The sequence below is a fragment of the Bradyrhizobium sp. CCBAU 11386 genome, assembly GCF_028128955.1.
In the GTDB taxonomy this organism is placed as follows: Bacteria; Pseudomonadota; Alphaproteobacteria; order Rhizobiales; family Xanthobacteraceae; genus Bradyrhizobium.
Genome location: NZ_LBKA01000156.1, coordinates 1 through 13,483 on the forward strand (window position 1 = coordinate 1; position 13,483 = coordinate 13,483).

A 13,483-nucleotide genomic window follows, 5' to 3' on the forward strand; every position below is an offset into this window, starting at 1 on the left:
ATGGTGGCGCCGAGCGTGGTGGTGCCGCTCGCCGCCGTGGTGCCGCCGGCCGCGCCGCTATACACGACGTTGCTGCTCGCGGTCGCGCTCGCGAAGCTCGTCGTGCCGCGCAGGTCGGCCGCCGTCGCACCCGAGATGGTGGCGGAGACGTTCGACTTGGTGGAGTAGCCGACCGTGGTCTGCAGCGCCTGGTTGGCGATCGACTTGGCGCTGTCGATCAGCTTCTGCAGCGAGGTGATGCCGGTGTTGGCGGCCTGCAGCACCTGCACGCCGTTGGCGATGCCATCGAGCAGATTGTTGATGTCGCTGGCGCGGTTGTCGAGCGACTGGGCGGTGAAGAAGTTGGTGGGATTGTCCAGGGCCGAGTTGACGCTCTTGCCGGTCGACAGACGGTTCTGCGTGGTGGCGAGGAGGTCAGCGGTGGACTGGAGGGAGAGCAGGTTCTGACGAACCGATGCGGAGAGGACGATACCGGACATGACTCTGTTACCTTTCTGGTAAACGACGCTACTGTTACGCGTCTGCTTGGATCGAGATTGACCCAGCGACCGGCGGACCCTGGCGTCGAGACCTCTAACGAAACATGAAATGAAATCCGTGCTTTTGCCGGGGCGCGCGTGATTCGGCCGGGGGAAGCCCCGCACATCGCCGCGCCGCCGCACGGATATGACGTTGGGAAGATTGAGTTTTTTCGCGCGAATGCGGAGGATTTAGAACTCGTTAACTAATTCCGAGCGAGAATCACGCCCTGATAAGCCGCAACGAGCGCTCGGTTACGAAAGCGTTGATGGAGAACAGGCATGGCTCTCAAGGTCGAGCTCAAACCGCACGAACGCATCATCGTCGGCAACTCGGTGATCACCAACACGGACCAGCGCGCCCGCCTCCTGATCGACGGCGAGAACGTGCCGATCCTGCGCGAGCGCGACATCCTCACGCCGGAGACCGCAAACACGCCCGCCAAGCTCGTCTATCTGGCGGTCCAGCTCATGTATATCTCGCCGGATCCGCAGACCCAGCACGGCACCTATTTCAACCTCGTGCGGGACATCGTCACCGCGGTGCCGAGCTCCTGGCCGATCATCGAAGCCATCAACAACAACATCCTGAACGGCGACCTCTACCGGGCGCTGAAGGATGCCCGCAAGCTGATCGCCTATGAGGAGAAGCTGCGGGGCCAGTACGAGGCTACGCATCCCAAGGCGGAAGCGGACAAGGACGACGTCAGCACCGCCGCCTGACCATACGCTTTCACGCAGCCCAGCCGCGAACGACAACGGCCCCGGATCGCCTCCGGGGCCGTTGTCGTTTCAGCCATGCATCGATGCTACTGCTCCGCAAGCGGCGGCGCCTCGACCTCGATCACTCCGTCGCCAACCCGCCGCGCGCCAAAATCAAGTACGGCCGCAATCAGCGCATCGATGTCCGTCTCGTCGGTGCGGTGATTGACGATCGCCGCGCGGATCGCGAACTTGCCGTCCAGCGTGGTGCCTGATGGCGCAGCGATGCCGGACTCCTGGACATCGGCGACAATCTCGCGATTGACCGCATCATTGGCGCGGTAACGGAAGCAGACGATGTTGAGGTTCACCGGCGCCAGCAATTCCAGCCGCGGCTCGGCCAGCACGCGCGCTTCCAGATATTTTGCCAGCGCGCAGCTTCGCGCGATCACGGTGCCCAGCCGGTCGGTGCCGAACGTCTTCAGCGTGAACCAGGTCTTCAGCGCGCGGAAGCCGCGCGACAGATCGGGGCCGAGATCGCAGGGCCAGACCGCGCCCGCAGCAAGCCCCCTCGCCTCGCGGCTCAGATAGGCCGCCGGCTGCGCAAAGGCCTGCCGGTGCTGCTCGCCGTCGCGCACCAGCAGGAAGCCGGCGTCGTAGGGCACCTGTCCCCATTTGTGGAAATCGAGCGCAATGGAATCCGCAAGCTCGATGCCGCCGAGCAGCGGCGCGAGCTCGGGCGCCAGGATCGCGAGCGCACCGAACGCGCCATCGACGTGAAACCAGATTCCTTCCTCGCGGCACAGCTCCGCGACGGCCTTGAGATCGTCGATCGCGCCGATATCGACCGTGCCTGCGGAGGCGACGACGAGGAACGGCTTGAAGCCGACCTCGCGGTCGACCGCGATCTGCGCACGCAGCGCAGCGACGTCGATGCGATGATCGGCATCGACGTCGATCTTGCGCAGCGCATCGGTGCCGAGCCCGGCAATGTCCATTGCCCGCGAGACGCAGCCATGCGCGGCACGTGACGTGTAGGCGGTCAGCAGCGCGCCGTCGTTGCCGATGCCGTATTGTCGCGCCAGCGTACCGAGCGCGCTGGTACGCGCCACCAGCACCGCCATCAGATTGGCCATCGACGTGCCTGTGACGAAGATGCCGCTCGCACTCTCCGGGAAGGCGAAAAGGCGGCGCATCCAGTCGACGATCTGGCGCTCGACCTCGATGGGCATGTGGTCGCGCCCGCCGAGATTGGCGTTGAGGCCGGCGGCGAGCATTTCCGCGAGCATGCCGACCGCAGTGCCGCCGCCATGCACCCAGCCCATGAAGCCGGGGTGGACGTTGCCGGTCGCATAGGGCGCGACATGCTCGGCGAATTCGCGATAGACATCGGCGAGATCGCTTGCCTCGCGTGGCACGTCGGCCTTGAATGCCGCGCGGACGTCATCGGGGATCGGCTGCCACACCGGACGCGCACGAATGTTGGCGATGCCGTCGATCGTCTCGTCGAGCATGCGATGGGCGAGCGCGCGAAACGCGTTCCAGTCCTGCGGATCGAGCGAGGTGTCGGTGGCGGCGGCTTGCGTCTTGCGGACGATCTCGTTCATGCGGCCCTCCCCTCGCCGGCTCTTGCGTGTCGCGACAGCATCGCCGTGAACGCGGCAAAGATCTTGCGCATCTGCGGCGGCTTGTACGGAAACACGATCGGCGGATCCATGTTGTGCACGACGGCGGTGTTGTCGGCCTCGAAGACCAGCAGCTCGCCGTCCTGGTTCTCGGCGCAATCGACGATGAAATAATCGAGGCCGACGCGCCGGCTCATCTCGTCGAGCACGTTACGATGACGCGCGGCGAACGCGTGATCGAAGTCGAGCATGAAGACGGCTTCCTCGGCGCGCTTCTCCTCGCTGAACGCCATGTAGGCGTTGAGATACCAGATGTCCCAGCGGTCCGCGATCGCCATGTGGCAGGCGTAAGGTTTGCCGTCGACCATGGCGAGACGGTACTTGCGGTAAAGCCCGTCGGGGCTCGCATAGTCGACGAAGCGCGCGACGAAGAAATCCTGCTCCTGCCGTTCGGCAAGGTAGGCCGCGAGTGCCGGCGCATCGTCGATCTTGGCGAGCCCGACGCCCGCATGAGTACCGCGCGGCCGCACGATCATCGGAAAGCGCAATTCGTCCGTGACGTCGTGGCAGGCGATCTTACCTTCCGAAAGATCCAGCAATTGCGCGCGCGTCGCATGGACGGTCGCTGGAATGTCGAGACCAGGAATGCCCGCCAGCAGCCGGTAGAGCTTGTCGCGATCGAGGTTGCCGATGAGATGGGGGCGATTGAGCAACGGCCGCGGCCAGTGCGGCGCGGCCTGTTCGATGACGGCGAGCGCCTCCCGGCATTCCTCGGAATCGGACGCGACCACGATGGCGACGTCGTGCTCGGGCAACGTTTCCGGCAGGCCGACGCCCTTGACCACGTAGAGCGTCAACAGCTCGATATCGGAACCTTCGAGCAGGAATTCGATCGGGGTGTTGCCGCCCATGTCGATGTCGGCCGCCAGCGCCAGCACGCGCAGCCCGGGTTTCGGAGCCGCGCAAGGCGTGCGAAACAATTGGTGGAAGGCGAGCACCTCGGTCTGAATCACGAGCCCGGCCTCCTTCTCACCGAGAAGCTGGGCGATCAGCGACAGATCCAGGCCTTCGCCCGCCTCAGCCGTCCCCTCCTCGATCCGCGCCAGGAGCTTCTCGCGCAGCGGATGCAGATTGCCGCCCTCGAAGGCCCGGCGCGTCAACTGCGCAAAGCCGATGCGGTCGGAATAGTTCGGCGTGGTCGCGCCGTTTGGCGCTGAAACAGGATGCAACATCTTAGACCTCGAGCACAGACTTTCCCGGCGCAGCCGCGGCACGGTCAAGCAGCAGCTCGATCTTCACCAGCACGTGGGCGACGCGATCGAGGATATGCTGCAAATTGCGTTGCGCTTGTGTGGCGTCCGCCGACCAGGCTTCGGTGACGAGCCGCGCGCCGACGCACAGCCGCAGCGCGGCCTGCGGCTTGCCGTCCGGCTGGTCAAATCGTACTGGCTGGCCGACGAGGCAGCGTTGCGCGGCGACCTGCCGGTCCGCCGCACTGCCGTCGATGTCGCCGTTCATGTCGTGCGCCAGGGCGCGATGCACGGCGCTGGTCTCGGCGATGGAAACCGGCTTGCCGTCGCGCAGCAGCGTGAACGGAAAGATCGTGGCGTGCGCGAATTCCTCGTCGTCCGTCCCGGACGCTTCGATCGCGGCCGGAACGGCCCGAAGCGACGGAGACAGCGCGATCATGCTGTCGATGCCGGCCGCAAGCTCGGCCAGCGCCTTGGCGCGAAACGCGCCGGACACGGCATAATAGCTGCCGATCTCGCTGAGCGCCGCCTCCCAGCGCAGCCATTGACCGAAATTCGGCCGGCGTTCGAAGCGCGAGCGCAGCCCCGTCCAGGCCTTCGGCCAGTCGCTGCGGCCGGCATAATCGAAGAAGCCCGGCGCGATCTCGCCAATCCGGCCGAGCGAGCGCGACAGGCCTTTCGGCACCAGCAGCGCGCCGCTGAAGGCGGGGCCGCCGAAGAACTTCGAGCCCGTCATCAGCACCATGTAGCCGCGGTCGAGGTAGGAGCGCAGCCGGCGGCGGCCGAGCCGCGCCTGGCAGGCATCGACGACGATTTGGACCTTGCCGGGCCAGCGTCGCGCGATCTCGTCGAGGCAGGCCACGCTCGGCGCGCGCCAGCCGAGTTTTGAAGAATCCATGATCTGCAACAGAACGCGTCGACCTTGCGCGAGGCTGGCCTCGACCGCGCGCAGCACCGCGTCATCCGCATCCGGGCGCATCGCAATGCCGGGCGCCGTGTCGAGCAGCGGCACCGCGACGCTGTCGCCGGCGAGCCCGGCCACCGCACCGTCCTTGCGCACCGCAAGGCCGCTCGCCGTCATCGTGCTGAAATGGTGCCCGCGTGCGGTATGGGGCGTCCCGCTTCCGGTCTGATCCGTGCCGACCACGATCGTCACCGGCGGGGCGCCGAGCACCGCGCGCGCCAGGAACAAGGCGTGAAGTTGGGAGTCGGTGCCGGACGGCGAGAACACGATATCGACGCGCGGCGAGAGCTGGAGATGTCCGCGCAGCTCGTCACGCATGTCCTCGCAGCGCGCGTCGAAGGCGACCTCGACCTCGTCGAACAGGCACTTGTGCATCAGCTCTTCGCGCGCCAGCGCGACGCGGTCATAGGCCGCCTGCGAGATCACGGACGCGGTCGAGGAAGCGAAATTCCAGATCTCCGGCTCCGGCGAGGCCGCGCAGCCATAGGCGTTGACGCGGTCCTTCGGATCGAGCGTCAGGCGCGAATCTCCGCCGGAGACCAGCAGCGTGTCGAGCGGCGTGAACAGATCGCGCAAGCGGTAGCGCGAGCCGCCGTCGGACGCTCGCTCCAGCTCTGGCAGACGGGATGCGCCGACGCTCATCCCGAAAGGCTCACGCCGCATCGGCCGCCGCCGCGGGCGCCGGCGCGAATTGCGAGGCGATATCGCCGTGGAATACCGACGGCCCGACGTGGTCGAGCGAGCTCTGGATGTCGGCCCAGATCTCGCCGCCGATATCGGTCCAGCGCTTGCAGAAAGCGAAGTCCTCGGAGAGATACGTGCCGGTCGCCGGATCGATCATGCATTCGAACAGCGCGAACCGGTTCCGGCTCGCTGCCAGCGTATCGTGCGAATGCTCGCGGAAGAATTGCAGGCCGGCGTAGTCAGGATGGCGGCACATCGCCTCCAGCACGTGGCGCCGGATCATCAGGAAGCCGGTGCCGGCGTAGCGCACGCGGGTAAAGCCGTTGACTACCACGATGCGGTCGGGGTCCTCGATCTCGAGCACGTAGTCGAGCGAAGCCGCCGGCACGTCGGCGCGCCCCGCCTCGACCGCGCGTTTCGCCTTGTCCCAGTTGACCCGCTTGATCGGATAGCAGCCCGCGACGACGTCGGCGCCGCATTCGATCAGCCGGAACACCTGCTCCGGCTTGAACCCGATATCGGCATCGATGAACAGGAAATGCGTCGCCTTGGGATCGTCCAGGAACATCGCGGCCAGGTTGGCCCGCGCGCGCGTGATCAGGGCGTCGCCGTCGCGCAGCAGCACCTTGAGCTCGAGATTGGACATGCCGTGCACGGCGCGCTGGAGCGCGAAGATCGAGCTCGCATAGATGCTCGACACCTGCCCGCCGAAGCAAGGCGTCGCCACCACCAATTGCATCTTGTCCGACATCGACAGCTCCGCCCCGCTCCAATCCTCACCAAGAGGTAAAGAGGCATGGTTAACGGCGCCTTAACGCATCCTTACAGGAACTTGACGAGCGAAAGTTGCGCAAGGTTCGAGGTCACCTGGTAGGACGCCTGGAGCGCGTTCTGGAGCGACAGGATCTCGCTCGCGACCTGGTCGGGCGAGGCCGATTCCGCCTGGTCGATGATGGTCTGGAGCTGCGCCTTGGCCTGGGTCTGGCGCGTGCTCGCGTCCTTCATCGTGTTCTGGGCCATCGCAATGTCGGTCTGGATGTCCTCGATACGCTGCTGGCCCGGCTGCTGGGTCAGCGCCTGCGTCACCCGCAGGCTCAGCGCCGAGACCTGCCCACCCGAATACTGCCCGGTCGGCGAGGTCGAGAACGTCCCGAACACGGCGATCGCCTGCAACTGCCGCCGGATCGCATCCTCGTCGGCCTGCGCGCCATACTGAACCGTGACGGAATCGTCGACCCGCGCCATCGCGGTGGAGCGCGCCGAACCGGGCCCGTCATTGCCCTGGTACCATTTCACGGTGTTGGCCGAGCCGTTCACCAGCGTCGTCGCCGAGCTCGCGGGCGAAGAGCCGACGCGCAGCGGCGGCTGCGTCGCGGTGACCGGCGTCGCGCTGAAACCGAGCGAACCCAGCGCCCCCGTATTCGAGCTCGTGATGTTCAGGCTCGCCGCATCGTCCGTGTTGATCGTGATCGAGCCGCCATGGATCGTCGACGGCTTCGAAGTCCCCGTGATCGCGTCGATCTTGCTCATCAGGGTCTGGATGCTGTCGCCAACATTGAGCTGGTTGCCGGTCGCGCCCGAGGCGACGAAAGTGAGCGTGGTGCCGTTGACGGTGATGGTGTCGCCGGCGACGAAGCCCGGCGAGATCGAGTCCGAGGGGCTCGCGCCGGACAGCGCCGTCGCCCCGGTCACGGGCGCCGGCGGCGCCGCCTGGTTGTTGACCGGCGTGCCGATCGCAGAGCTTGCGGTGTTGAAGAAGTTGTCGCCGCCGACGATCGCGGACGCCGCGACCAGCGAGGTGTTGGCGAGCTTCCGGATCGCGGTGTTCAGCGCGGTGTTGAGGTTCGTCGCCGTGTTGTTCGGGTTGACGGGGGTGCTTGCATCGATCGCAAAGCTGCCGAGCGGCGTCGGCGTCGCCGTCGACGCCGTCAGGTCGATCTGCTCGGTCGTGCCGTCCGGCAGCGTGAACTGGACACTCAGCTTGTCGCCATTGCTGGGATTGGTCCCGTTGAGATCGACCGAGAATGACACCGACGAACCGCTCGGGCCGGTGACGGTCGCGCCCGTCAAGGTCGAGGAGACCGCCTTGATCTTGAGCCCGAACGGCGATCCTGCGACGTCTTCCGACACCTGAACCGAGCTGGGCGTCGGCTGCGTCTGCACCAGCCGGCCCATGCCGCTGGCGCCGAGATCGGCGGCCTGGCGCTCCGCCATGACGGTCTTGAAGCCCGCCTGCGTCGTGGTGCCGTTGATGATGTCGCCGGCATCCGCGACCGACTGCGTGTTGAAGGCGGTTCCGGAGAACAGATAGCGGTTGCCCGACTGCGTGTTGAGAACGCCGACCATCGAGCCGAATTGCGCGGCCGCGGTGTTCTGCGCGACCGTCTGTCCGTTGACGTTGAGATCCTGCGCAGTGTTGGCGGAGCCCGTCTGCACCGTGTTGCGGATCGTCGTCAGCGCCTGGAGCGCGGTATTGGCGAGGTTGATGTTGACGTTGACGTTGGTGATCGTGTCGGTATAGGCGGCGATGTTGGAGAGCTGCGCGCGCCCGGCGATCGCAAAACCCTCGTTGGTGCCCATGCCGGAATAGTTCTGCGACAGCTTGCCGGTCGAGAGCTGCGTCGACAGGTCGGTCAGCTGCTGATTGATGTTGCGGATCTGCGAGCCGAGAACCGACGAGGAGTAGTTGATGCTGCTGATCGACATGTTTCAGAGCCCTGTACTGGTTACACTTGAGCCTGGAGCAACGTGTTCATCATGCCCTGCACCACCGACATCACGTGAGCATTGGCGGCATAGGCATTCTGAAGCTGGATCAGGTTCGACATCTCCGAGTCCAGGTTGACGCTGGAGGTCGAGTTGAATTTTGCCTGGAGCGTCGAGACCACGACGCTCTGGCCCTGCTGGAGCTGGGTTGCCTGGGTCGCGGCGTTGCCCTGGATGCTCAGGAACTGCTGGAGGTAGCTCGAGACGCTGCCGGTGAAGGGCTGGTTCGCCGAACCGAGGCCGGTCTGCGGCGAATAGGAGAACACCGCATTGGTGAGCTGCGAGTAGAGATAGTCCGAACGCGTGGTATCGCCCGCGGGCGTCACCGGCGAAGTGTTGTAGACCGACAGCCGCGTGGGATCGCTGACCAGCTGCGTGTTCACGGCGATGCGTCCGGCAAGGCCGGTCATCTGCGAGCCCGATGCCGTGATCGCGCCGGTGTAGAGCGCCTGGCCGCCGTCGGTGAACAACGGCAGCTGCGGACTGCCCGAGGTCAGCGACGAGATCGTCTTGGTTATCGAGGACGAATTGACCTTGGCAAGACCGGTGTTGTCGTCGGTCACCCGCAGCGTGGTGGCGGTCGCTGGCGACGGGGCGGCGGCGAACGACAGGTGCGAGCCTGACAGCGCGGTGTTGAGCGCAGAGGCGATCGCGCCCATGCCGCCGGAGAAGTTGACGCCTACCCGCATCGGATTGGCGTTGGTGGCGTTCTGGAGCGGCAGCGCCGCCGGATCGGTCACGTTGACGAGCGTGATCTGGCGCTGGGTGTTGGTCGTCGTGTCCGTGTAGGTGATGTTGACCGTGTTGCCCGGCTGTGCACCGGCAAGGTCCATGTCGAACCCGGCCGGCGGGCCGGAGACGGTGCTGCCGGCCGTGGTCTTGTCGGACAGCGCGCTCGACATCGTGGCGGCGAGCTGGTCGATCTGGTTTTGCGCCTGCACCAGCGTCTGGTCGCGCAGCTTGAGGTCGGCCGCGATCTGGCCCGAGGAGACCACGTTGTTGGCGACGACGTCGAGCTGCGAGCCGTTCGGGAGCTTGATGTTGAACGCGCCGACGCCGGACTTGGCCGGATCCATGTTGTAGAGCGAGGTCGCCGACAGCGCGCCGGCGGACGCGAAGGTGAATTGCGAGGCGAGCCCGGCGCCGACGAGCTGGATGCCTGTCGTGGTGTAGATGTTGGCCTGGTTCGAACCGTCGGTGGTGACGCGGACGTCGACATATTTCGACAGCGTGTTGATGGCCTGGTCGCGCTGGTCCATCAGCGTCGCGGCGGACGGATCGGTGGCCGACAGGCCCTGGAGCTTGGTGTTGATGTCGGCGATCTGGTTCATCGCCGCGTTGGCCTGCTGCGCCGAGGTGCCGAGATCCTGCTCGACGTTGGAGCGCAGCGACTGGATGCCCTTGGTGGTGACGTTGAGCTGCTGCGCCAGCGCCTGCGCCGCGCCGAGCGCAACCGTTTGCGCCGACGACGAGCCCGCGCTGGTCGACAGCGCCTGCAACGCCGTGGTGAAATTGTTCAGGGCGGTTTCGAGCGTGCCGCTGTTGCCGGGCGTGCCGTAGACATTCTGAAGCTGCTTCAGGATGTTGGCCATCTGGTCGGCGTAGCCGCTGCCGCCGGTCTCGGTGCGCAGCTGGTTCAGCACAAAGCTGTCGAGCTCCCGGCTGACGCCGGTCGTCATCGCGGTCGAGCCGAAGTCGCCGGTGGTGACCTCGATCTGGTTCGGCGTCTGGACGACGTAACCCGGCGTCTGCGAGTTGGCGACGTTCGAGGAGACGATCGAGAGCGCGGCCTGGTTGGCACGCAGACCGCTCATCGCACTGGCGAGGGCTGAACTCAAACCCATATCACTGGCCGCCTTTGGTTACGTCACGCGCCGATCAGCGCAATACGTTCAGGAGGTCCTGCACCATCGAATTCGCCGTCGTGATCACCTTGGTGTTGGCCGAATAGGCCTGCTGGGTCACGATCAGCTTGGTGAACTCGTCGGCGATGTCGGTGTTGGAGCCTTCCAGCGACGAGCCGCTGATGGTGCCCGAAGCGCCGTCGATCGCGGGTCCCGACTGCTCCGTCGCCGCGTAGGCGCCGCCGTCGAGCGCCTTCAGGTAATTGGTGCCGTTGAAGTGCGACAGCGAGACCTGTGCGAGGTCGAGGTTCTGGCCGTTGGAGAAGGTTCCGACCACGAGGCCGTTGTTGTTGACGGCGACCGAGCGGAGCTGACCCGCGGCGTAGCCGTTCTGGGTGATGGTGTTGATGGTCACCGCACCGCTGGTGCTCGCATATTGCGTCAACCCGCCGGAGGAGATGTTGAAGGAGACGGAGCCGAGCGTCTGGCCGCTGACACTGACATTGTTGATGGTGATGCCCGAGCCGCTCGGCGAGGTGAGCGAGCCGTCGGCGGCAAAGGTGAAGGCCTGGCCGGTGTTGACCCAGCCCACCGTCGTGCCGGTCGCATTCGGATCGGTCTGGTAGAACAGGTTCCAGCTATCGGAATGACCCGCGCCCAGCGACGCGCTGTCGGTCTTGGCCCAGCGCAATTGCAGGTTCACCGGCGTGCCGGCGGCGTTGTAGGCGGTCACCGCGCCGCCGCTGATCGATTCCTTGGTGAACGTGGCGATGTCGTTGCCGATCACTCCGCCGGTGCCGGCGGTGCCGCCGCCGTCGCGGTTCTTGGTGATGGTCGAGGTGAAGCCGAGCGCGGCGAAGGCGGCGCTGTTGGAGCTGGACACCGACAGGTTGGAGACGGTTCCGGTGTTCAGCGTGATCACGCCGCCGGCGCTGATCGAAGACCCCGAAGCGCCAGAGAGCGCGTCGATCTTGCCGAGCAGGGTCGTGATGTTGTCGGTGATGTTGATCTGGTTCGGACCGGAGGCACCCGAGGCCATGAAGGTCAGCGTCTGGCCGTTGACGGTGATGGTGTCGGCGGGCGGGCCTGCCGAAAAGCCGGACGAGAGCACCTCGGCGCCGCCGGCAGTCGCGCTGCCGCTCAGCACAGTAGCGCCGGTGAGCGCGGGCGAGGACAGCACGTTGCCGCCGCGCGTCACGCTGCTGATGCCGAGGGCCGTGGCTGCCGTGCCGCTGCCGACGGCCACGTCGGTGCCGGTGCCGGTCGAGATCTGGATGTTGCCGCTGGCGGAGAGCGAGGCCGTGACGCCGGCGCCGCCGGCGGTCTGAATCGCGTTCAGGATGCTGGCCACCGTGGCCGTCGTGCCTGCGCCGAGACCGATGGTGGTGTTGCTGCCGACCGTCGAGACCGTGGTGCCACCGTTGAAGGTGATCGTGTTGCCGTTGATCGTCAGGGTCTGGCCGCTCAGCGCGGTAAGAATGCTGGAGGCGAGATGCGTGCCCACAGTGTTGTCAAGGGACGTGGTGGTCGAAGCCACCGCGGACGAGTTGTTCTGGAGCGCGACCGTGCCCGTCCCCGTCGTCGACGAATAGGCCGAGCGGATGTTGCCGGTGGCGGCTGCACCGGACACCGTCGCATTGGTATAGGGCGCGGGCGGCGTGCCGACCGGCAGCGGGTTGGCCGAGAAGTCGGACGGATTGAGGCCGCCGGCCGCCAGCAACGTGCCGCTCGCCGCGGTTGAGCTCGCCGCCGTGTTCGGCTGGGTCGGCAGGTTCGCTGCGTACTGGATCGAGGTGGTCGCCTGCGCCGGGATGAAGTTGTTCTGGAATTTCAGAACCGTCGCGACGTTGCCCTGAGGGTTGCCGGTCTTCGGATCGACCGTGACGCCCATCAGGTAGTAGCCGGCGCCGTTGACCAGGTTGCCGTTGGCATTGAGCTGGAAGTCGCCACGGCGGGTGTAGTAGGTGACGCCGCTGAACACCGGCACGTTGTCGACGATGCCGGTCGCCTTCTGGATCGAGAAGAAGCCGTCGCCGGTGATCGCCATGTTGGTGGCGACGGTGGAGGACGAGATCGTACCCTGCGTGGTGATGGTGGCCTTCGCATTGGCCGTCACGCCGCCCGCGACCTGCTTGCTGGGGACCGAGGCGTCCGGAATGAGATCGACGAAGCTGGTCCCGATGCCCTTGTAACCGGTGGTCGATGAGTTCGCGATGTTGCCGGAGATGTTCTGAAGCGCGTAGGACTGCGCCTGCAGGCCACCCACCGAGGTGTTCATTGCATCGAAGATACCCATAACTTTGTCTCCAGATCCGATCTCGGCGGCCGGTCGACCATGGCCGCAGTCGGAAGAGACAGTCGCAAGGGCTATGCCAATGCAGGTATTCTCAGGAAATCAATGACTTAAATAGGCGAGCCCCGGTCGGATGACCGGGGCACAATTGCCGGGCCGGCAACAATTGCCGGGATCAAACTTACGTTGCGGACGCCGCTGCGGGGTGGAAAACCAGCCCGAAACCGTCGATGCAGTAGCGTAGTCCAGTCGGCTTCGGACCGTCGTCGAAGACATGGCCGAGATGGCCGCCGCAGCGCCGGCAATGCACCTCGGTGCGGAGCATGCCGTAGGTGCGGTCCTCGGTCTTGCCGACATTGCCCTCGATCGGCTGGTAGAAGCTCGGCCAACCCGTGCCGCTCTCGAACTTGGTGTCGGACGCAAACAGCGGCAGGTCGCAGCCGGCGCAGGCGAAGATGCCCTTGCGATGCTCCTTGAGCAGCGGGCTGGAGCCCGGCCGCTCGGTGCCGTGATTGCGCAGGATCTCATATTGCTGCGGCGTGAGCTGGGCACGCCACTCGGCCTCCGTCTTCTCGATCTCGAACTTTTCCGCGGCCTTCTCGCCGGCCTCGGCAGGCGTTCCTCTCAGCCAGCGGAAGGCCGAAAGGCCGAACAGGCCGGCGACAGTCGTTAGCAGGATGCGGCGGTCAAACATCTCATTCTCCGTGCGCGGGGAGTCCACGCCCTGAGATACGGGTTCTAACGGCCGACGTTACACTTCCGGGCGGAGTTTTTCTCAACTTATTGCGAGACGCCGCCGTCGTGCGAGGCTGGTTCCACGGCTTCAGTCGCGGGTTT

The 13,483-nt window shown here is 65.8% G+C and carries 10 protein-coding genes; 1 reads left to right on the plus strand and 9 read right to left on the minus strand.

Annotated elements, in window-relative coordinates:
* The coding region (locus tag XI09_RS10035; protein ID WP_442869569.1) for a flagellin N-terminal helical domain-containing protein at positions 1-479 on the minus strand (479 nt) is incomplete at its 3' end.
* 321 nt (positions 480-800) lie between these two features.
* Between XI09_RS10035 and flbT the strand changes: the two genes are divergently transcribed.
* Positions 801-1,241 (plus strand): flagellar biosynthesis repressor FlbT, encoded by a 441-nt coding sequence (flbT, locus tag XI09_RS10040; protein ID WP_011088588.1) that lies wholly within the window; start codon positions 801-803, stop codon positions 1,239-1,241.
* An 86-nt stretch (positions 1,242-1,327) separates the two neighbouring features.
* Here the strand turns inward: flbT and XI09_RS10045 are convergent, their stop codons facing one another.
* The 8 genes from XI09_RS10045 to msrB all read right to left on the minus strand — a co-directional run bounded on the left by XI09_RS10045 (position 1,328) and on the right by msrB (position 13,340).
* Entirely contained in the window at positions 1,328-2,827 is a 1,500-nt protein-coding gene (locus tag XI09_RS10045) for a pyridoxal phosphate-dependent decarboxylase family protein (protein ID WP_271566690.1), read from the minus strand.
* Positions 2,824-4,077, minus strand: a complete 1,254-nt coding sequence (locus tag XI09_RS10050; RefSeq protein ID WP_271566691.1) for an ATP-grasp domain-containing protein — start codon at positions 4,075-4,077, stop codon at positions 2,824-2,826. The genes XI09_RS10045 and XI09_RS10050 overlap by 4 nt, the downstream gene beginning before the upstream one ends.
* A gap of 1 nt (position 4,078) precedes the next feature.
* Positions 4,079-5,722 carry a hypothetical protein gene (locus XI09_RS10055; RefSeq protein ID WP_271566692.1) on the minus strand — a complete coding sequence of 548 codons (1,644 nt, stop codon included), beginning with the start codon at positions 5,720-5,722 and terminating at the stop codon, positions 4,079-4,081.
* Positions 5,712-6,494 (minus strand): hypothetical protein, encoded by a 783-nt coding sequence (locus XI09_RS10060; protein WP_271566693.1) that lies wholly within the window; start codon positions 6,492-6,494, stop codon positions 5,712-5,714. The genes XI09_RS10055 and XI09_RS10060 overlap by 11 nt, the downstream gene beginning before the upstream one ends.
* 71 nt (positions 6,495-6,565) lie before the next feature.
* On the minus strand, positions 6,566-8,449 hold the full coding sequence (locus XI09_RS10065; protein ID WP_271566694.1) for a flagellar protein: 1,884 nt from the start codon (positions 8,447-8,449) through the stop codon (positions 6,566-6,568).
* Positions 8,450-8,469: 20 nt separating this feature from the next.
* On the minus strand, positions 8,470-10,353 hold the full coding sequence (flgK, locus tag XI09_RS10070; RefSeq protein WP_271566695.1) for a flagellar hook-associated protein FlgK: 1,884 nt from the start codon (positions 10,351-10,353) through the stop codon (positions 8,470-8,472).
* A 34-nt stretch (positions 10,354-10,387) separates the two neighbouring features.
* Entirely contained in the window at positions 10,388-12,649 is a 2,262-nt protein-coding gene (locus XI09_RS10075; protein WP_271566696.1) for a flagellar hook-basal body complex protein, read from the minus strand.
* Between the two features lie 178 nt (positions 12,650-12,827).
* Positions 12,828-13,340, minus strand: coding sequence for a peptide-methionine (R)-S-oxide reductase MsrB (gene msrB, locus XI09_RS10080; RefSeq protein ID WP_271566697.1), 513 nt, complete (start codon positions 13,338-13,340; stop codon positions 12,828-12,830).
* Positions 13,341-13,483: the final 143 nt, after the last annotated feature.

What these genes read in the sequence shown, in the direction of transcription:
- XI09_RS10045 (WP_271566690.1), bottom strand. Translation starts at nt 2,827, where the DNA reads ATGAACGAGATCGTCCGCAAGACGCAAGCCGCCGCCACCGACACCTCG.
- msrB (WP_271566697.1), bottom strand. Translation starts at nt 13,340, where the DNA reads ATGTTTGACCGCCGCATCCTGCTAACGACTGTCGCCGGCCTGTTCGGC.
- flgK (WP_271566695.1), bottom strand. Translation starts at nt 10,353, where the DNA reads ATGGGTTTGAGTTCAGCCCTCGCCAGTGCGATGAGCGGTCTGCGTGCC.
- XI09_RS10065 (WP_271566694.1), bottom strand. Translation starts at nt 8,449, where the DNA reads ATGTCGATCAGCAGCATCAACTACTCCTCGTCGGTTCTCGGCTCGCAG.
- XI09_RS10075 (WP_271566696.1), bottom strand. Translation starts at nt 12,649, where the DNA reads ATGGGTATCTTCGATGCAATGAACACCTCGGTGGGTGGCCTGCAGGCG.
- XI09_RS10050 (WP_271566691.1), bottom strand. Translation starts at nt 4,077, where the DNA reads ATGTTGCATCCTGTTTCAGCGCCAAACGGCGCGACCACGCCGAACTAT.
- XI09_RS10055 (WP_271566692.1), bottom strand. Translation starts at nt 5,722, where the DNA reads ATGCGGCGTGAGCCTTTCGGGATGAGCGTCGGCGCATCCCGTCTGCCA.
- XI09_RS10060 (WP_271566693.1), bottom strand. Translation starts at nt 6,494, where the DNA reads ATGTCGGACAAGATGCAATTGGTGGTGGCGACGCCTTGCTTCGGCGGG.
- flbT (WP_011088588.1), top strand. Translation starts at nt 801, where the DNA reads ATGGCTCTCAAGGTCGAGCTCAAACCGCACGAACGCATCATCGTCGGC.